General features: G+C 72.7%; 16 protein-coding genes and 1 pseudogene. 10 read left to right on the top strand and 7 right to left on the bottom strand.

Annotation, left to right across the window (positions count from 1 at the left end; all coding sequences use genetic code 11):
• Positions 1–313: 313 nt before the first annotated feature.
• The 9 genes from CcI156_RS04535 to CcI156_RS25425 all read left to right on the top strand — a co-directional run bounded on the left by CcI156_RS04535 (position 314) and on the right by CcI156_RS25425 (position 11,867).
• A complete protein-coding gene (locus CcI156_RS04535; RefSeq protein ID WP_254847270.1) occupies positions 314–1,147 on the top strand; it encodes a hypothetical protein in 834 nt (277 codons plus the stop codon).
• Entirely contained in the window at positions 1,144–1,533 is a 390-nt protein-coding gene (locus CcI156_RS04530; RefSeq protein WP_011436128.1) for a pilin, read from the top strand. The genes CcI156_RS04535 and CcI156_RS04530 overlap by 4 nt, the downstream gene beginning before the upstream one ends.
• A gap of 3 nt (positions 1,534–1,536) precedes the next feature.
• A complete protein-coding gene (locus tag CcI156_RS04525; protein WP_011436129.1) occupies positions 1,537–3,696 on the top strand; it encodes a hypothetical protein in 2,160 nt (719 codons plus the stop codon).
• Positions 3,693–5,003 carry a PrgI family protein gene (locus CcI156_RS04520; protein WP_011436130.1) on the top strand — a complete coding sequence of 437 codons (1,311 nt, stop codon included), beginning with the start codon at positions 3,693–3,695 and terminating at the stop codon, positions 5,001–5,003. The genes CcI156_RS04525 and CcI156_RS04520 overlap by 4 nt, the downstream gene beginning before the upstream one ends.
• The gene (locus tag CcI156_RS04515; RefSeq protein WP_011436131.1) at positions 5,000–6,889 is read left to right on the top strand and encodes a VirB4 family type IV secretion system protein; all 1,890 of its coding nucleotides are present in this window, start codon (positions 5,000–5,002) and stop codon (positions 6,887–6,889) included. Before CcI156_RS04520 ends, CcI156_RS04515 begins: the two co-directional genes overlap by 4 nt.
• Positions 6,890–6,922: 33 nt before the next feature.
• On the top strand, positions 6,923–9,421 hold the full coding sequence (locus CcI156_RS04510) for a TraM recognition domain-containing protein (protein ID WP_076804398.1): 2,499 nt from the start codon (positions 6,923–6,925) through the stop codon (positions 9,419–9,421).
• 32 nt (positions 9,422–9,453) lie between these two features.
• Positions 9,454–10,467, top strand: a complete 1,014-nt coding sequence (locus CcI156_RS04505) for a replication-relaxation family protein (protein ID WP_076804396.1) — start codon at positions 9,454–9,456, stop codon at positions 10,465–10,467.
• 57 nt (positions 10,468–10,524) lie between these two features.
• Entirely contained in the window at positions 10,525–11,433 is a 909-nt protein-coding gene (locus CcI156_RS04500) for a bifunctional lysozyme/C40 family peptidase (protein WP_076804394.1), read from the top strand.
• 287 nt (positions 11,434–11,720) lie between these two features.
• Positions 11,721–11,867: a hypothetical protein gene (locus tag CcI156_RS25425; protein WP_023842054.1), complete on the top strand. Its 147-nt coding sequence runs from the start codon at positions 11,721–11,723 to the stop codon at positions 11,865–11,867.
• A gap of 281 nt (positions 11,868–12,148) precedes the next feature.
• Here the strand turns inward: CcI156_RS25425 and CcI156_RS04495 are convergent, their stop codons facing one another.
• The 3 genes from CcI156_RS04495 to CcI156_RS04485 all read right to left on the bottom strand — a co-directional run bounded on the left by CcI156_RS04495 (position 12,149) and on the right by CcI156_RS04485 (position 14,931).
• A complete protein-coding gene (locus tag CcI156_RS04495; RefSeq protein WP_011436135.1) occupies positions 12,149–12,664 on the bottom strand; it encodes a transcriptional regulator in 516 nt (171 codons plus the stop codon).
• Between the two features lie 342 nt (positions 12,665–13,006).
• Positions 13,007–13,768 carry a hypothetical protein gene (locus CcI156_RS04490; protein WP_235609363.1) on the bottom strand — a complete coding sequence of 254 codons (762 nt, stop codon included), beginning with the start codon at positions 13,766–13,768 and terminating at the stop codon, positions 13,007–13,009.
• A gap of 587 nt (positions 13,769–14,355) precedes the next feature.
• Positions 14,356–14,931 (bottom strand): hypothetical protein, encoded by a 576-nt coding sequence (locus CcI156_RS04485; protein WP_236701529.1) that lies wholly within the window; start codon positions 14,929–14,931, stop codon positions 14,356–14,358.
• A gap of 55 nt (positions 14,932–14,986) precedes the next feature.
• Here CcI156_RS04485 and CcI156_RS04480 point away from each other — a divergent pair, with 55 nt between their 5' ends.
• Positions 14,987–15,385 (top strand): hypothetical protein, encoded by a 399-nt coding sequence (locus CcI156_RS04480; RefSeq protein ID WP_035730229.1) that lies wholly within the window; start codon positions 14,987–14,989, stop codon positions 15,383–15,385.
• Between the two features lie 26 nt (positions 15,386–15,411).
• On the opposite strand, the gene CcI156_RS04475 is transcribed toward CcI156_RS04480, so the two are convergent.
• The 4 genes and pseudogenes from CcI156_RS04475 to CcI156_RS04455 all read right to left on the bottom strand — a co-directional run.
• Complete coding sequence (locus CcI156_RS04475; RefSeq protein ID WP_011436139.1) at positions 15,412–15,948, bottom strand: hypothetical protein; 537 nt, start codon at positions 15,946–15,948, stop codon at positions 15,412–15,414.
• A gap of 752 nt (positions 15,949–16,700) precedes the next feature.
• A complete protein-coding gene (locus CcI156_RS04465) occupies positions 16,701–17,432 on the bottom strand; it encodes a hypothetical protein (RefSeq protein WP_011436140.1) in 732 nt (243 codons plus the stop codon).
• Positions 17,433–17,827: 395 nt separating this feature from the next.
• The gene (locus CcI156_RS24495) at positions 17,828–18,352 is read right to left on the bottom strand and encodes a hypothetical protein (RefSeq protein WP_023842056.1); all 525 of its coding nucleotides are present in this window, start codon (positions 18,350–18,352) and stop codon (positions 17,828–17,830) included.
• A gap of 464 nt (positions 18,353–18,816) precedes the next feature.
• A pseudogene (locus CcI156_RS04455) lies at positions 18,817–19,351 on the bottom strand (transposase); the annotation flags it as partial.

The raw sequence follows: 19,351 nt of genomic DNA, 5'->3' as shown, positions 1-19,351 counted from the left end.
CCGCTGGGATGCCCAGCGATCTTCGCTGGATGTCACAGCGTCGCAGCTCACAGCCCTGCTGTGCAGGCTCGTGCCGCCGCTGGCGTCGGCTCGACTCCGAGGCTGGCGAGAGTGCCGAATAAAGATCGCTGGGATTCTGCTGGGCGCCAGCGATCTTTTCTGTGCATTCACTGGGAGATCGTTCTGGCTTTTTGCTGGGCACGGCGTGGCGTCCTTAGAGCTGTCCGAGTTTCCGTGACAGCAAAGGACGACGGTAATGCCCGACGGAATGTCTTCCTTTCCCGCCCGGCCGGCTGGCCGCGGCGTATCCGCGTTGCCTCTGGCGACCTTGCGGGACTGCTTCGGCCTGCTGGTGGCCGGGCCGGCGCCGTTGGCGCTGGACGGGTCGGTGGTGCCAGGTCTGCCAACCCGGCTKGTGGCGTTGGACGAGCTGCGGAACCTGCTGCTGGCCGGCTCCTGCCCGCAGGCCGTCCGCGACGCCGCGTGGGCGGTGGTGATCCGCCGCTCCCGCCGCTACGGCGGTGCGTGGACGGTCGGCGCCGCCGGGATGGCGCTGCCCGCACTGCACGCGATCTGCGCCCGGCTCGGCGGCTACAGCGACCTCGACCCGGCGGACGTGCAGGCGGAGGTGCTCACCGGGTTCCTCGAAGCGGTGGCCACGGTCCGCCTGGACCTGCCACGAATCGCGGTGCGGCTGCGCTGGGCCGCCTACCGGGCCGGGCTGGCGCTGACGGTCCAGCAGCGGGAAGCCCCTCGTCCCGACCCGGACCTGTTCCAGACCGTCGCCGCGGCCGAAGCCGCGCGGTCCGATCCGAGCCAGGCCGGTCCCGAGCAGGTCTTGGCAAACGCGGTCGCCGCCGGCGTCCTGACCACCACCGAAGCCGATCTGATCGCCGCGACCCGCCTGGATGACCTCCCGCTCAGCGCCTGGRCCGCCCGCCACGCGACGGCACCCCGCCACGCCTCCCGGCTGCGCGAGCGGGCCGAACGACGCCTCGTCGGCCACCTCACCGACCCGGCCGGTACCAGCCAGGCCCCGCAGGCGGCCAGCGAGCCCCCGCCCCGGCCACATCCACCGGCCGGTGTCCTCAGCTTCCTCCCGCCGGCCGGCACGCCGGCACTCGCGGTTGCGGGGGTGCCGGCATGAGCCCKACCCCACCACCCCAGCTCCGCGCCCCACGTCCGAGCCGGCGGGTCGGATGGTGCCGCACAGTCCTGCTCGTCGCCGTCGTGGGCGTGTTCGTCCTGGCCGGAGGCGCGGCGGCGTTCGCCGCGACGGTCCCTCCGGGAGCGCCCACGGCACCGGACCTGAACACGGTCCTGAACAACATCCGCAACTGGATCATGGGGATTCTGGCGCTGCTGGCGACGGTGTTCCTCTCGATCGGCGGCGTGCGCTACCTGATCTCCAACGGCGAGCCGAGCGAGGTCGGCAAGGCCAAGGACTCCTTCCGTAACGCCGGCTGGGGTTATGGGCTGGCCGCGCTCGCGCCGGTCGTCGTCGAGATCCTCAAGCAGATCGTCGGGGGCTAGGCCGTGACCGCCGCCTCGCACCGCCGCACCCTCCCACCCGGCACGCCGGGCTCGTCGTCCGTCCCGACGCGCCGCCGGCTGGGCTTCCCTCGGCGCCGCCACCGCCGGCGGGGCCGAGGGCTGCTGCTGGCCGGGACGGCGGCGTTCGCGCTCCTGCTGGCGGTCGTGGTTCCCGCGGTGGCCTCCGCCGCCACCGCACCACCCGTCCCTTCGACTGCGCCGTCCGCTGGCGCGCCCGGCTCCACCGGCCCCACCCCGGACCCGCAGCCTGGGCCGTCCCCGGTTCCTCCGGGCCAGGAGCCGCCGGCCACGCCAGCTCCCTCGGGCGGAGGTGCCACGCCCGCGCCCGACACTCCGAGCACCCCACCCGACGGCAGCGGCGGCAATGGCAGCGGCGGCACCGGCGAGCCGTGCCCGGCCGACAACCCGGACTGCACGACCACGCCGGAGGTCCCGGCGCCACCGGTGCCGCACACGACGCCCCCGGCGCCGGACACCGGCGGCGACGGCGGCGGGATCGTCGGCTGGATCACCAACGCGATCAACAACGCCATTACCGCGTTTTTCCGCACGCTGGTGACCGCCGCGCTCAACCCGCTGCTGGATCTGCTGGGCCGCACGTTGCTGACCACGCCGGAACCGTCCCAGCTTCCCGCGATCGGTGAAATGTGGTCGACGTCGTGGGCGATCAGTGCCACCGCCTACGGCGCCCTGATCATGTTCGGTGGGATCACCGTCATGTCGTTGGGGACGGTCCAGTCCCGCATCTCGATCAAGGAGATCGCCCCGCGTATCCCGGTGGGTTTCCTCGCGTCCGGGCTGTCGCAGTTCCTGGCCACGAAAGCCATCCAGGGCGCGAACGTGCTGCCCGGCGCGATCCTCGGTCAGGGGCTGAATCCCGACACCGCCGCCGGGCAGCTGAGGAACATMGTCCTCGGGTCGATCGCGCCGACTCCGGGCGGCCTCGGCCGCAGCGTCTTCGTCATCTTTCTCGGCCTGTTTCTCGCCGGCTCCATTGTCGCGCTGCTGTGCACCTACATCGCCCGGATCACCATCGAGGTGGCGCTCATCGGCGCGGCGCCGATAGCGCTGGCCGGGCACGGCCACCCGCTGACCGAGAAGATGGCGTTCTGGTGGTGGCGGGCGTTCTTCGGCTGCCTGGGTATCCAGATCGTCCAGTCGTTCGTTCTCATCGCCTCGTTCAAGGTGTTCTTTACCCCGGGCGGGTTCACCGTGTTCGGCCCGACCCCGGACGGCGTTGTGAACCTGCTGGCCTCGATCACCCTGATCTATTTTCTGTTCCGGATTCCGTTCTGGATGATGCCAAGGATCGGGCACGGCGGCGGGCACGGCATTATCGGCCGGGTCGTGCGCGCCTACATCATCGGCCGGGCGCTGGGCCTGCTCGGGGCCCGGTTCGGACGGGGCGCGGGCCGACGGGCTGGGCGAGGCCGCGGCGGGCGCGGCCGGGGCGGGCGCGGCAGGCCGGGCAGGGGCCGGCCTGGCGGCGGGCCGGGCGGTGGGCCGGCCGACCCGTACGACCACATCGAGGCCGACCCCGACGGGCAGCTGCTCATCCCGCTGACCAGGGTGCCCCGCGTCCGCCGCCCGGGACCGGCGCGCGGGGTACCTCGCCCACCGCGGCAGCCGAATCCGGCCGGACGGTCCCGGCCGCGGCACCGCCAGCTGTCCATCCCGTTCGGCCAGGCCGTCGCCCCCGGCGGGCGTTACCTGCCCCGCGACGGCGGGGCGTGGGTGGACCGCGACGGCCAGCTGCTGCTGCCGTTCGAGGTCGACCAGCCGCACCCACCCAAGGCCCCACAACCCGTGCGGCGTCCGGCCTCGGCGCGGGCCGGCGCGGGCCGGTCTGGTCCCGGCCGGCCGACCCAGCCTCGTCCGGCGCCGAGGGGCCGGCAGCTGGAGCTGCCGTTCGACCCCTACCAGGGCATCCGCCCGGACCGCACCGGCCAGTACGCCCTCCCGCTGGAGGGCCTGCCCCGCACCCCACGCCCCGCCCGGCCGTCCCCACCTGCACCACCGCCGTCGCCATCCCGCCCGACCTCGCCGGCGCGGCCGGTCCCGCCCCTCTACCGGCAGCTGATGTTGCCGAACATGCCCCGCCGCCCCCGCCCACCCCGACCGGAAGGTGATCAGCCGCGATGACGCATCCCGTACGAATTCCCGCCGATGTTGATCGCGAAGATCGGATCATGGCGGGCCTGACCGCCCGGCAGGTGTTGATCCTCGCGCTKACCGCGATCGTGCTCTACCTCGCCTGGGCCGCGACCCGTGCCCTGCTGCCGTTGCCGGTGTTCGCGCTGCTCGCCGTCCCGGTCGCCGCGGGCGCCGGCGTCCTCGTCCTGGGCCAGCGCGACGGGCTGTCCCTCGACCGGATGCTCGTCGCCGCGATCCGCCAACGCACCAGCCCACGACACCGCATCAACGCCCCCGAAGGAGTGATTCCGCCGCCGTCCTGGCTGGCCGCCCGCGCCACGAGCAGCTCCGGTGACCGACGGCCGGCCGCGGGCGGGCAGAGCGCGGCGCCGCTGCGGCTACCGGCCCGCACCGTCACCACCAACGCCGGGGTCGGCGTGATCGACCTCGGGCCGGACGGGCTTGCGGTCGTCGCGGTCGCGAGCACGGTGAACTTCGCGCTGCGCACGCCGGGCGAGCAGGACGGGCTGGTCGCCGTGTTCGCCCGCTACCTGCACTCCCTGACCGCGCCGGTGCAGATCCTCGTGCGGGCCATGCCCGCCGACCTGACCGACCAGATCCGTCAACTCGACGACGCCGCCGACCAGCTGCCCCACCCCGCGCTCGCGCACGCCGCCCGCGAACACGCCACCTACCTGGCCCAGCTCGCCGACGAGATGCAGCTGCTGACCCGCCAGGTCCTGCTGGTCCTGCGAGAGCCGCTCGTGGCGGCCGGCCCGGTCGACGGGCTCGGGGGCGCATCCCCGCTGGCCGCACTGTCCGGCCGACGGGCGGCGGCCCGCGACGCCCGCCGCGCCGGAGCGGCCATCCGACGGGCCGCGCACACCCGGCTCGCCCGCCGGCTCGCCGAGGCGACCGACCTGCTGGCACCGGCCGGGATCGTGGTCACGCCGCTGGACGCGGGCACGGCGACCAGCGTGCTGGCCGCTGCCTGCAACCCGGCCGGCCTGGTGCCGCCGGCCGCGCTCGCGGCCCCCGACGACGTCATCACCGCCGATGTCCCCGAGCCCGTCGACAGCTACTCGGCCTACCAGCCCGACACCGACGACGGCTTCCTGGACGACGCCGGGTTCGACGACCCGGACGCGGCGGTCGGAGCCGGCTATGGCGACCGGTTCGACGACGCCGATGGGGACGGCCCGCTCAACGACCCCGACTTCTGGGACCCGCCCGCCCTGCGCCCGCCGGCCGGGCGTTCCGACGGCGGCTCCCGACGGCCAGCACGACACACGGCGCGCAGGGGACACGCCCGATGAGCAGACGAGCCCGACGCCGGACCTCCGCGCAGGCCCCCAGCCCGTCGACCCGGACAGTGGACGCTGCCGCGGCGGCGTTCGTCCCGGACGCACTCACGATCGCGCCCCGCCACCTGGACGTCGGCGGGGATTACGTGGCCACGATGGCGATCACCGGCTATCCGCGTGAGGTCCATGCCGGCTGGCTCGCCCCGCTGGTGACCTACCCGGGCCGGGTCGACGTCGCCGTGCACGTCGAGCCGATTGACCCGGTCACCGCGGCGAACCGGCTGCGCCGGCAGCTGTCGAAGCTGGAGTCCGGCCGGCAGCTCGGCGACGAGAAGGGCCGGCTGGTCGACCCGCAGGTCGAGGCGGCGACCGAGGACGCCTACGACCTGTCCGCCCGCGTAGCCCGCGGCGAAGGCAAGCTGTTCAGGCTGGGTCTGTATTTCACCGTCCATGCGGCCAGCGAAGCCGAGTTGGCCGACGAGGTCGCCGCCGTGCGGGCGCTGGCGGCCAGCCTGCTGCTGGACGCCAAGCCAGTCAGCTACCGCTCGCTCCAGGGCTGGGTCAGCACCCTGCCCCTCGGCTTGGACCAGGTGCGGATGCGCCGCACCTTCGACACCGCAGCCCTGTCCGCGGCGTTCCCGTTCACGTCGCCCGATCTGCCGCCCGCCGACCCGACCTCTCTGGCTCCGACCGGGGTGCTCTACGGGCTCAACGTCGCGAGCAACGGGCTGGTCCACTGGGACCGGTTCGGCGACGTCGACAACCACAACGCCGTCATCCTCGGCCGCAGCGGCGCCGGCAAGTCCTACCTGGTCAAGCTCGAACTCCTGCGCAGTCTCTACCGGGGCATCGAGGTCCACGTCGTCGACCCGGAAGACGAATACGCCCGGCTCGCCGCCGCGGTCGGCGCCAGCTACCTGCACCTCGGCGCCGACGAGGTGCGGATCAACCCGTTCGACCTGCCGATCCAGACCACCCCCGACGGGCGGCGCACCGCACCGCGCGACGCGCTGGTGCGGCGCAGCCTGTTCCTGCACACCGTTATCGCCGTCCTGGTCGGCCAGCTGAGTGCGGCCGAACGGGCAGCCCTCGACGTCGCGATCACCGCCACCTACCAGGCCGCCGGGATCAGCTCCGACCCGCGCAGCTGGAACCGGCCGGCACCGCTGCTGGCCGACCTCGCCACCACCCTGGCCAGCTCCAACGACCCGGCCGCGGTCGCGCTCGGCGCCCGGCTGCACCCGTTCACCGCCGGGGCGTTCTCCGGCCTGTTCAACGGGCCGACGACCCGCCGCGGCGACGGCCACCTTGTCGTCTACTCGCTGCGCGACCTTGCGGACGAGTTGAAGCCGATCGGGACGCTACTCGTCCTCGACGCCGTGTGGCGGCGAGTCTCCAACCCCGCCGACCGCCGTCCCCGCTTGGTCGTAGTCGACGAGGCATGGCTGCTCATGCGCCAGCCCGCTGGCGCGGACTTCCTGTTCCGCATGGCCAAGTCGTCCCGCAAGCACTGGGCCGGGCTCACCGTGGCCACCCAGGACACCGCCGACGTGCTCGCCACCGACCTCGGCAAAGCGATCGTCACCAACGCCGCCACCCAGATCCTGCTCCGCCAGGCACCGCAGGCCATCGACGAGATCACCGCCATCTTCGACCTGTCCCAGGGCGAACGGCAGTTCCTGCTGTCCGCCGACCGCGGACAAGGACTCCTCGCGGCGGGGGCACAACGAGTCGCTTTCCAAGCCCTGGCCTCGCAGGTCGAGCACCGCCTGGTCACGACCAACCCAGCCGAACTCGCCGCCGACCCCGACAACGCGGCCGACGACGGCTTCCTCGATCTCGCCGTGCCGGACGACCCGACCGATGACAACGGCCAGATCTACCTCGATGCCGCCTGACCAGCACCGCCATCCCGCAGGGAGATCGTAACCATGGATCTGCTCGCCGCGGCGACCACCACGCCGTCGTCGCCGCTCACGATCTATCTGACGGACCCGTGGGGCTTCCTCCACCAGATCTTCGGCCAGCTACGGGGATGGGTGGCGGTGTGGGGCCCCATCGCCGGCCCGCTGCTCACCCTCACCGCCGCCGGCCTGGTTACCTTGCGCCGGCGGCTGCGCCGCCGGTACCAGCAGCAGCTCGCCGCAGGCGCCCGCCTCGTGACCGTGCTGGCCCCGCCCACCGTCGACCCGGCGGGCGCGGGCGCGCTGTGGGCGAACCTGCTCGGCCTGCTCCGGCCCGGCTGGCGGCGCCTGATCGGCCAGCCGCACCTCGTGTGGGAGTACCAGTTCACCGCCGACGGGGTGCGCATCCAGATGTGGGTGCCCGGCGTCGTGCCCGACGGCTTCGTCGAACGCGCGGTCGAGGCGGCCTGGCCCGGAGCGCATACCCACACCACGCCCGCCCGCGCACCATTGCCCGTCGTGGCCCGGCCAGGCCGGCGGCTACTCGCCGCCGGCGGCGAACTGCGCCTCGCCCGCCCCGAAGCACTCCCGATCCGGGTCGACCACGACGCCGACCCGATCCGCGCCCTGCTCGGCGCGCCCGGCAGCCTCGCCCGCAACCAACGGGCGGCGGTCCAGATCCTGGCCCGGCCGGTCACCGGCCGCCGCGTCGCCCGGTCCCGCCGGGCCGCCCGCCGGCTGCGCGCCGGCGGCTCCGCGCACCTGATCGGCGGGCTGCTGGACCTGCTCACCCCCCGCACTGGCCGCACCCGGCAGCGCCGCCGGACGGCTACCACCCCGGTGAAGGTCGACCCGCAGACGTCGCTGGCCCTGTCCGCGGAAGACCGCGCCATCGTCACGAAACAGCGCGGGGCCCAGTACGAGGTCCGTGTCCGCTACGCCATCGCCGCGATCCTCGACGATCACACCGACGACACCACCGCCGCCCAGGTCGCTAGCCAGCTGCGCGGACGGGCGCACGCGATCGCGAGCGCCTACGCGGCCTACGGCGACCACAACTACTRCCGCCGCGTGCGGCTGCGCCGTCCCCTGCCCGTCCTCGCTACCCGGCAGTTCGGCCGTGGCGACCTGCTCTCGGTCGCCGAGCTCGGCGCGCTGGCGCACCTGCCGGTCGACGAGGCGACCCCGGGCCTGCAACGCGCCGGAGCGAAGGCGGTCGCCCCGCCGCCTGGCGTCGCCGGGCCCGGCCCGAATGTGCGCCCGCTCGGGCGGACCGATGCCGGGCGTGCGCGTCCGGTCGGTCTGCGGGTCCCGGACGCCCGGCATCACCTGCACGTCCTCGGCGCGACCGGCGCCGGCAAGTCCGAACTGCTCGCCCGCATGACGCTCGACGACGTCGCCGCCCGTCGAGGGGTGGTCAACGTCGACCCGAAGGGCGACCAGATCATCGACATCCTCGCCCGCTACCCGACCGACGCCCTCGACCGCCTCGTCCTGTTCGACGCCGAATCGAACAGCCGGCCACCCTGCCTCAACCCGCTCGACCAGCCCGACCGGGGCCGGGCCGTCGACAACCTCGTCTCGATCTTCTCCCGGGTCTACGCCGACAGTTGGGGGCCGCGCACCGAGGACATCTTCCGCGCCGGCCTGCTCACCCTCGCCGCACAACCCGGCGTCCCGGTGCTCACGGATCTACCGAAACTCCTCACCGACACCGCCTACCGGCACCGGGCATTGGGCGAGATCAACGACGACATCCTCGCCGGCTTCTGGACCTGGTACGAATCCATCTCCGACGCCGCACGCGGCCACGCCGTCGCCCCACYGATGAACAAACTGCGCGGCTTTCTGCTGCGGCCGTTCGTGCGGGCCGCGATCGCCGCCGGACCCTCGACCGTCGACATGGACACCGTGCTGAACGACGGCGGGGTGTGCCTGGTCCGCATCGCCCAGGACGCCCTCGGCGTCGAAACCGCTGCCCTGATGGGCTCGATCGTCGTCTCCGCCGTCTGGCAGGCCACCACCCGCCGCGCCCGCCTCCCCCAAGGGAAAAGGCCCGACGCCAGCCTGTACTTGGACGAGGCGCACCATTTCCTCACGCTTCCGTACGCGTTGGAGGACATGCTCGCCGCCGCCCGCGGCTACCGGCTGTCCCTCACGTTGGCGCACCAGAACCTCACCCAGCTGCCTCGGCACCTGGAAGAAAGCATCGGCGCCAACGCCCGCTCCAAGATCTATTTTACGGTCAGCCCGGCGGACGCGAAGCGGCTCGCCCGGCACACCGAGCCCCGGCTCGCCGAACACGACCTCGCCAACCTCGGCGTGTTCCATGCCGCCGCCCGCCTGGTCGTCGGCGGCGAAGAAGCCCCCGCCTTCACGGTCGTGACCGAAAAGCTGCCGCCGCCGGTTCCCGGCCGCGCCGCCCAGATCCGCCGAGACCTGCGCCGCCGCGCCGCCACCCCCGCCGCACCTTCCCCTGCCGGTCCGGGTCCGCGCCCGACCGCCGACCCGCGCCGCGTCGCCTGACGGCGCCCCGCCGCCTCGAAGGAGCGTCCCCGATGGCCAAGCCCTTGCCGCAACGCGCCCTACGCCTCCCGCAGCGTCCCGCCGCCCGCGTCGTCGCCGACGCCAACCATCTCGCGAACCTCACCCCTCACMTCAGCCCCCGCGACCGCTGGATCACCCGGCTCCTTTACRAACACCGGGTCCTGACCACTCATCAGCTCGTCCACGCCGCCTGGACCAACCGTCGCACCGCCAACGAGCGGCTCCTCCAGCTCTACCGCTGGCGTGTCATCGACCGCTTCCAACCCCTGAGCCCCCTCGGCGAGGGCATGCCCCCGGCGCACTATGTCTGCGACGTTGCCGGCGCCGCGATCCTCGCCGCCGAAGACGGCATCGACCTGGCCGCGACCGGTTACCGGCACGACCGGGCACTCGGCGTCGCCTACTGGCCCCAGCTCGCCCACCGCGTCGCGGTCAACGGCTTCTTCACCCACCTCATCRCCCACGCCCGACAGCCCAACCCGCCCGGCACGCTCACCGCCTGGTGGTCCGAGGCTCGCACCCGGGCCGCGTTCGGCGACATCGTCCGTCCCGACGCCTACGGACGGTGGACCAGCCGCGGCAGCGACCTGGAATGGTTCCTCGAACTCGACTGGGCCACCGAGCCGTACGCCCGCCTCGCCGCGAAGATCGACAAATATGGGCGGCTCGCCTCCGCGACCGGCATCACCACCCCGGTCCTGTTCTGGTTCCCCACCATCGGCCGGGAGACCCGCGCCCGCCGCGCGCTGGCCGACGCCGTTGCCGGGCTCGACCAGCCGCACACCGTCCCGGTCGCGACCACCGCGGCCACCCTCGCCCCGCCCGACGACCAGCTCGACCCGGCCCTCGCCCGCTGGCTGCCGCTCGGCGCCAGCCGCCCCGGCCGGCTCACCCTCGATCAGCTGCCCCGGGCCTGGCCCCGTCTGCCGGCACCCGCGCCGGTGTCGGACCGGCCGGATGCCATCTCCGCCGGGTCGGGCCTGCGCCCGCCTGCTCCGATGCCGCCCGCCAAGTACCGGGGGTGAGCGGCCACGACCAAGTACCTCGCCGGCGCGGTCGCCGCCGTCGTCCTGCTCATCGTCATGATGGGGGCCGCCGCCGCTGGGGTGGCCGAACGCGTCCTGTGCCTGCCCGTCGTCGGCTGGTTCCTCGGCTGCTCCAGCGGCGGCAGCCCCAGCCAGACCGCGCTCGACGACATCCCGCCCGACTACCTGAACCTCTACATGCAGGCCGCCGCGAGCTGCCCCGGCCTGTCCTGGACGACCCTGGCGGCCATCGGGAAAGAAGAATCTGATCATGGTCGCAGTCGGCTGCCGGGCGTGGTCAGCGGCGTCAACGAAGCCGGCGCCGGCGGGCCGATGCAGTTCCTCRCCACCACGTTCGCCGACGTCGTCGCCCACCACCAGCTACCGGCCGGCGGCGCGAACCCGCCGTCTCTCTACAACCCCCAGGACGCCGTCTACGCCGCCGCGGCCTACCTCTGCGACAACCACGTCGCCACCGACCTGACCGGCGCGATCTTCGCCTACAACCACTCGGACGCCTACGTCGCGCAGGTCGTCACCCAGGCCACCCAGTACAGCTCGACCAGCGGCTTCGGAGCCGACACCGCGCCGTCCGACGCCGGCTACGCCGCCGTCCTCTACGCCCAGGGCCAGATCGGCATCCCCTACCTCTGGGGTGGAGACGGCCCGGCCGAGGGCGGCTTCGACTGCTCCGGCCTGACCCGCGCCGCCTACCTGGCCGCCGGGATCGACCTGCCCCGCACCGCTCAGACCCAGTATGAGGCCGGCCCCGTGGTCCCGCCGGGAGAACCGCTCCAGATCGGCGACCTCGTCTACTACGGCACCGCCACCAACATCCACCACGTCGCGATCTACATCGGAAACGGCCAGATGATCACCGCTCCAGGGCGGGGCAAAGTAGTGAAAATAGCCCCATACAGGTGGCAGGGGGACGACTATTTCGGGGCAACCAGGCCGGGCACGTAGGGTGCGATTTATTCGCACGGGGTGCAACGTCGGGCTGGAGCATTCCAGCGCGCTCGCCCAGCGCTGTCCGGGCGAGCACGATAGCCTATTTCTCGGATTCATTTTCCTCGCGGGCTCGTCACCGAGCTGCTGCCCAACCCGGAGCCCGCTCGCGGCGTCAGCAGGGCGATCCGGCCGTCCGGGTCGTGGCGCTGCCGTATCCCTGGGCATCGCCTGGCCGTGCCGCACGCGACCGGGCACGTCGGTCCCGTGACGTCACCGGGACAGGAGGATGCAAGGAGTGCGAAATGGGCAAGTCGACGCCGATGGACCGCGAGGCAGCTGACCGGATCAGCGAGGCAGCGTTGCAGGACCCGTGCTCCGACACCGCGCAGAGTGGCTTCGACGTGCGGGCGCAGGAGGCGGCCGACCGCAACGAACAGGACGACGAGTAGGCCCGAAAGGGCTGCGCGTGGCGGCCGAACTGCTCAGCGATGAGCAGCCGCCAGCGGTTGCCCTGATGGCCGTGGCTCACCGACGGGCATTCCGCCGGTGGGCCACGGCAACGGGATCACGGGTAGTAGACGGGTGAGCCTGCGGCCGGGCCCGACCCTTGCCCAAGGATCTCCGTCGGGGGAAGCGCCATGGAGGTTGTCCGTGTCTGCGCGCCCCTCCCGCCGTGCATGGCGGGGGCACGGCAGCGGACGCGCTGCCGGCTGGATCACGGTGCCCAGGTTCAGACGGTGTCGGAGAGGTCCGGGGTGGCGCTCGTCGGGTCGAGCACCTTCCACTGCTGGAGCCTGTCGAGCAGCTGGCTGCGGTCGAGGGTGTAGAGGGTCGCGAGGGTGCGCAGGTCCCCTTCGCGGATCGAGAGGACCCGGCCGGCGTAGTCGCCGCGTTCTCGCTGGATCTCGGCGACCCAGCGGCGCAGCGGGCTGGCGTCGTCGTCGGGCACGCCGGCCAGGGCGGGCAGGTTGAGCACGACGCGCGCCGCCCGCGGCGGGAGGGGGTCAGGCCGTCCGCCGGGCAGCAGCTCGTGGGCGGGGACGCCGTAGAAGTCGGCGAGCGCCGCGAGCCCCTCCACGCTGATCATCCGGTCGCCGCGCTCGTAGGAGCCGACCGCCGCGGTCTTCCATCGGCCACGGGACAGGGTCTCCACCTGCTGGAGAGAACGGCCCTGCTGGGTGCGGATGGTGCGCAGTCGGGCGCCTACCTCGCGGGCGTAGGCGCGGTTCTCACTCGTCGTGGGCATGGTTTCCCTCCTGCGGATGGGTGGGGATGGAGCGACGGCGCCGGAAGGGCCGGGGGGACCCCGAGTCCGTGTGCCAAGGCCGGATTGCGGCGCTCGGGCTGCGGCCAAGAACCGGCGGCAGGTTCGAGGCAGGCTGCGTGYGTCCGAGCACCGCACGTGCCTGTGATCAGTCCGCCGGTCGGGCCGTGCGGCGCCGACCGCGCGGGGGACGGCTGCCGGCTACGCGCGAGGYCAGACGGGTGCGGCGGCGCGGAGTCCCGGCGTCCCAGCGGACGGTCCTCGCGGAGGGCGCAAGTGATGGTTCGAGGTAGCCGCGCGAGCGGACCGGCGCGGAATGCAGTCCTACGGCCAGCTGGCCACGTCGCGGGTGGTATGGGTGCCCACCGTGTCCAGGCTGCCCACGATGCTCGCGCACGTGGACGCGCTCTCGTCGAAGGGGAGATCGTCGTAGGGGTATCGGGGTGCGGCGGTCGGGTCAATGCCATGGTCGGCGGCGCGGGTGGCGCGGGCGACGGTGAAAACGCTGCCGTCGGGATAGTGGTGCTGGTAGGCGTCACAGTCGATCGGCCGGATGGCGGTGGCGCGCAGTCCGGTGAACGTCGCGTGGTAGCCACACAGCCAGCGGGTAGCGGCGTGACGGCTGCCAGCGCGGCGTAGAACACGGACGCCGTCGAGGACAAGCCATCCTGCGTGGGGCCAGCCATGCACGACGCGGTGTTCGATAATCCAGCGGCGCGCCTGATGGCGGGTACGGAACCGCCGGGGGACGTGGTTCTCGGTGTCGTCGAGGTCAGCGAGGAAGCCGTCGTCCCGGGTGCGGATCGTGCCGGCGGGCCGCCAGCGACCTGTCGGGGTGGCGAGGAGAACCCGCCACACCTCGCGGTCGGCCGAGCCCCGACGCCGGCTGTCTCGGCGCAGGCGCGCGGTCGCAAGCGCGACGGCGTGGGCATGGCACCAGGCGTCGAAGTGGGCCTGTGGGACAGTGCCCGCGGCGCCGATCGTGCGCCCGGCGGGGTCGGTGGCGGTGACCAGGCCGGGACCTGTCGATACGGCGGTCAGGCCGTAGCCCGGCGGGGCCCGGTCGAGCGGGTGCAGGGCCGCCACGCTTGCACAGCGCTCACACACGGCTGCGGCGGGGCCAGTCCGGTCCGGGGACAGCGTCCGCTCGCCGAACCTGCGAACGCAGAGGGTTACCTCCGCATCGGGGAGCGTGCAATGGACGAGCCGGGTACGCGAAGAGACTCGAAGCGTCGTGTACCCATCTGGTAGCGGAAAGTCGTCAGATGCTGGCATGGAGATCTCCGAGAGTTAGCGCAGGTGGCGGACGCCGGCCCCCGCGATGCGTCGCCGTGCGAGCGCGACCCGGTGCCCGGCGCACAACGAGGACCGGGAGGCGGTGTCGCCGACATCGGCGCCCACCCTGCGGGCGGTCGGCGGCATGCGGACCGGGAAGATGGGCAGCGGCTCAGAGACAGCGGCAGAGGACGCCCGCTCGCACACGCTGGGACGTGGGCTCCCAGCGCGCCTGGCTGGCGGGCGGGGCACAGCCGCTCGCCGGCTCGCGTCGTCCGGGAGCGCGCTGGCCGCTCAGCGAACGCGCGGAGGGCGAGCCGGCCGAGGCCGGCGGCCCGGGAACGCCCGGTGGGCGGCCCCGGGACAAGGCCAGGCGGGCGCTGGCCTACTCAGCTGGCCTACTCGTCGTCGGTGAGAAGGCGGAGCAGACGGACGCCGGGGAAGCCGTCGGTGGACAGGGCCCGCAGGTGAAACGTGGTGGGCTCGTCGAAGACGGGCTGGCCGCCTGGCCGGCGGGTGTAGGGGGCCCAGCCGTAGTCGACGCCGTCGTCGGCGTCGTAGGCCGTCCAGACCACGCTCTCCTGCTCGCCGTCACGCAGGGGCCGGACGGAGAACGCGTGGGCTTCGAGGCTGCCAGGGACCGTCTCGATGATCTGCGGGACGGCGAAGGTGAACCGGCGGGCGTGCAGGGTGCGGGCGAGCTCGGCCGCACGGGTCTCGAAGCCGGTCCGAGCGGTCTCACTCTGGACGTAGTCATAGTCGGACAGGATCTGGCGGCGGTCCCCGTCGAGGATGACGATCGCCGGATAGTCGGTCATCCGGATGGACTGCTGGACGCGGTCCACGACGTCGGTCACCAGGCTCCAGGTGGCGTCGTTCATCGCGGCCTCCAGCAGGGTCCGGGGAATTTCCGTTCCAGATTCCTTGGCGGTGGAACGGCGGTTGAGGTGTAGCCGGCGCGCGGGCTTGTCCACCGTATGCGGCCATGCACGTCCCGTGCCGCCGGCCGCTGGCTATGGTCCTGGGTTTGTGGTGCAGGTCCTGGCGGACGCGGACAATCTCGCGGCCCGGTGGATGACGGTGACGATGCGGATCGTCGGCGGCTACGGGTGCGCGGTGACGGCCGCGGGCGCGGCCGGGAGGTTGGCGGCGGTGCGCTGGCCGGCGCAGTGCCGGCTGGTGGCTGCCGAGGGCTGGCAGCGCGCGGACCTCGCGCTCGCGGGTGCCTACCGCAGCGACGAGGCGCCGTTGCTGCTGGTAACAGGCGACGGCGACTTCGCGTACCTCGCGAGCCGGCATCCCGGCCCGGTCGCGGTCGCCGGGGTGCTCGTCGCCCGCGCGCTACGGGACACCGCGACCGTGATCGACCTGGCCCGGGACGGCGCCGCCCCGCTGGTGCGCTGGTTGAACCACGTCAGCCCGCGCTGAACCGGCCACGTGCCTGGCGGGGCAGGTCAGGGGCGGGCGCGTCGCCGTTGCAGGTTCTCGTCGAGCAGTTCCCGCAGCAGGACCAGGCCGGGCCCGCCCCCGGGGTTCAGCGGGATCGAGAAGATGTAGTCCGAGCCGTCGAACGCGTCGAACACGGGTGTGCCGTCGCGCTTGCGCCGGAAGGGCACCATTCCAGACTCGTGGCCCTCCTCCTCGTCCCAGAGCACCCAGAGGATGACGTGCATCTCGCCGTCGTCCTCCAGCACCGGCCCGCCGGTGTAGGGGGACCGCAGCCGGACCTCATCGTCGCCGTCGATCACGACGGGCCTGCTGATCTGCGGGACCGCCAGGATGAGCCGTTCGAGGTCGATGCGGTTCGCCTCGGCGGCGACCTGCCGCTCGAACGCTTCCGCGCGAGCGGGGTCACGCAGGTAGGCCGAGTTACTCAGCGTGCGCGAGGGCTCTCCTTCCAGGACCGCGATCGCGGGCTGGTCTCCTTTCGCCAGGGCGTCCTGGACCTGCTTGACGGTCATATCGACAAGAACATGGGACTCGAAGTTCATCAGCGGTGTCCTCTATGGGGCGCGGGGTCGCAGCGGCGGGCCGGTCCGGGACGGCCGCGCAGGACGTACGGGACGGCCGTCCCCACCTAGTCTGATCGCGCCACGACGTGGGCACCACGCAGCATGCAGCGCGTGYCCTCTGCGACCCCGCCACCCTGCTGCCGCGGGGTTGCGGTGACCGTCCCTGCCGGCCAACTCGACGACGAGGTGCCCCTCGGTCGGGTCTCGGCTCGGCGCCGGAACGCCTCACTGGGGAGAGGTAGGGGCTACCGCTGGCGAGGCAGTCGCGCGCGTCGTGCACGGCGGAAGCCTCTGCTGTGCCGCAGGAACGGCGGTCGGCGTCGCCGGTTGACGGAGGGCGTAGCGTCGTTCAGGACGAGGTCCGCAGGGTTGATACGTCCGACGATCTCCCGGCTGGGCCAGTGGATCAACAAGCCGCAGTCCACACAGCAATAGCGCCCACGCCACCGGGCCGCGCCCGGGGCGACTTCCCGGCGCCGACGGACCGGGACGAACCCGCTGGACGCCGGGGTGTTCCCGCATCGGCACAGCCAATCGTCATCCCCGCCGTCGCACGCGATGTATTCACGCATGCCAGTCCTCTTTTCTCGCGAAGGTGGGTTGGGAAAGGAGCAGGTTCGGACCGGCAGGCGAAGAAACGGTTCTCCTACCGGCGAGAAGTACCGGCGGCTGAGGCGATGCCMGCAGCCAGCCCGGCGGGCCTGCGACGGAGTCCGGGCACCGGGCGCGGTTCAGCGGTCCCAGGGGTCGCGGCGCAGGTGGTCGCGGCGGGTGGCCCTGGCCTGGATGACGACGTCGGTCCAGGTGGCTCCGGCGGCCTCGGCCTGCTCGGCGGTGGTGAGGACCGCGCTGGCGCGTGGGGACAGCGTCCAGCCGAGGTGGCCGAACAGGGCGAGAGCGCTGCTGTCCCCGAGGGCGGAGGCGTGGACGGCGTCGAGGCGCAGGCAGGCGGCCAGGTGGCCGAGCAGCCCGGTCGGGTAGCCGCGGTGGAACAGCGGGACCGCCCGGATCGGGCTGGTCATCTCGGTGGCGTGGCGGGCGGCGATGTGGGAGAGCACGGCCATTACGGCCACGTCGCCGATGCGGGTGTCTTCCGGTTCGTCGTCCACGTCGGTGCGCTGGATCGTGGTGTCGACGGCGTGGCCCCAGGTCCAGCCCTGCATGGTGAGCTGCTCAGCCTCGTTGGCGAGGGCGGCGGCTTTGGCGGTCAGCGGGTAGCCAAGCGCGCCGAGGAGGCTGGCGGCGGGTTCGAGGTTGAGCAGGCTGGCCGGGTCGAGGTGGCCGTCCAGTCCGAACAGGACGTGGGCGAGCAGTCGGCGCGGCCAGCCGTCCCGGTCGAAGTACGGGTGGTAGGACAGTCCGGAGAAGCGGAGGGTGACGGTGTCCTCGCCGTTGACGGTCAGGACGTGGCGGAGCCGGCCGAGGAGTTCGGCGAAGCCGATCAGATGCGGAGTCGACGGCATGGTGGGGCGCTCCTAAGGAGGGCGCAGCACGGCGGACAGGCGGACGTGCGCGAGCGTGGGGGCCGGGGCGCGGGCGGTCGCGCGGGCCCTCGGGGACCAGGGCTGCAACGCGGGTCGGCCCGCCGGGCGAGGTGCGCGGCGGGCCGAGAGGCGTTGCACCGGCCGTCGCGGGCCGGTCGTGTGGGGCGGGCCGTCAGGTGCRGCAGGTCGGAGGCGGCGTACTCGGTTCGGTGCAGGATTCACCGATGCCGACAACGACATGCAGCCGATTCCGGGGAACGGGGTGGCCGTTCACCCTCCCGGTTCGCCTGAGGGATGGCGGGAGGGCCGATGATGAGCAGCCCGATGGGTACGCCGTGGACGGTGGCACGCCCGCGGCGGGCTGCGGGCTGTGGTCACCAGGTTGACGGGCCGATGACCATCTCGTCGAGGCGAAGCCTCCGGATCTCGTGGGGGCCGACGAAACGGCGATGACGGCCGGGGCCGATGTCGACGCAGATTCCGTCGCGGTAAGCCTCGTCCTCGGTGCGCACGCCGAGGACCGCCCAGACCGGGAACGGCCACGTCTCAGGTTCGTGTTGGGGGTCTCCCGCGGTCAGGGCGACCACATCCCCGGGCTTGTAGGCGCGATGGCTGTGTCGCCTCGCCGCCGTCGGGCAGTACAGCCGGCCGCAGGACGGCGTGGCGGGCGGGCGGGCCGCGCGCCGATATTCACCGACCTCTTCCCAAACGGTCGGGTGATGGGCCAGAAGGAGCCGTCGCAAATCATCTTCGATCATGTGTGGGGCCTTCAGGCCGGAGACGTTCTCCATCCGGCCCGCGAGCACCGTGACCGCGGGAAGCATCTCGTCGTGGACCCGCCACAGCACCGTCGACGGATCACTCGGGCAACGCCCGAAGGTCGCATAGTGAATACCCATCAGGGCCCTCTCTTTCCAGGAAACCAAARCAGAATGGCTGGCAAGGCGATGAGCGGTACGGTTATCCGGTGAGGGCGGCGCCACGGGCGCCTCCTTTGCGGAACGGTCCTCAGCCAGCCGGTTTCCGTYTTCACCGACGCGGCCTGTCCATGCGGGATGCTGGGCGCCGTCCAGCACGCGCCGGAGAGCGGGCGACTAGCTGCATGCGCCTTCTCGGCGCCCCACCACGCTGTCCTGCACGACCCGTCGGGCCGAGCGACGGGGCACTACTCAAGCGGCGKGAGAGAGGCAACTCGACTTTCGCGGTTTTCTTGATCTCCAATTTTATGGTTGACGTCGCGTGAGACGTGTTCTGTGCGTGTTTGGTGTGCTGGTTCGTGGTGGGGTGTTTGAGCTGGTTTGCGGTCTCGGGTCGATGTCTGTTTTGTCTGGTTCCCGGGCTGTGGGGCCGGGATGGGGGCTGGTCAGGCCGCGAGGGCGCTGTCGGTGGTGGCCCAGGCGAGGCGGAGGGTGTGGATTTCCGCGTCGGTCGGGTTCGCGGGCCGTGTGGGCTGATATTGGGTGGTGATCAGGACGCGGCGGAGCTTGACGGCGAGGTCGGCGGTGCAGGGGCGGGTCTTGGTGGTGTACCAGGGGGTGCGGGCGCGGTGGTCGGCRGCGTCGCCGTGGTGGTGGCCGGTGGTGAGGTACCAGGCGAAGGCGARGGTCTGGCAGGTCAGGCCGAACGGGACGGTGCGTTCGACGGCGGCGGTGAGTCGGTTGCGGGCCTGGCCGACCCCGAAGATCTGCTTCGCGTCCGCGATCGCRACMTCGATCGACCAGCGGGCCRCATAGCGGGCGACGAGCTSGGCGGGCCTGGTCAGGGTGTCGGTCGTGACGAGCGCGAGGTCGTAGGTCCCGGGCCGGTCGGTGTCGCGGACGAGGACGACGGTGACGGGGCGGGGGCCGAACACTCCGTACCACAGGCAGCGGATGACCGCCGTGTGCACGGTCCCGGCG

This window comes from Frankia sp. CcI156 (assembly GCF_001983015.1).
GTDB classification, from domain to species: Bacteria; Actinomycetota; Actinomycetes; order Frankiales; family Frankiaceae; genus Frankia; species Frankia casuarinae.
Note: the sequence above shows the minus strand (reverse complement) of the source record. Positions and strands in the feature narration are given on the sequence as shown.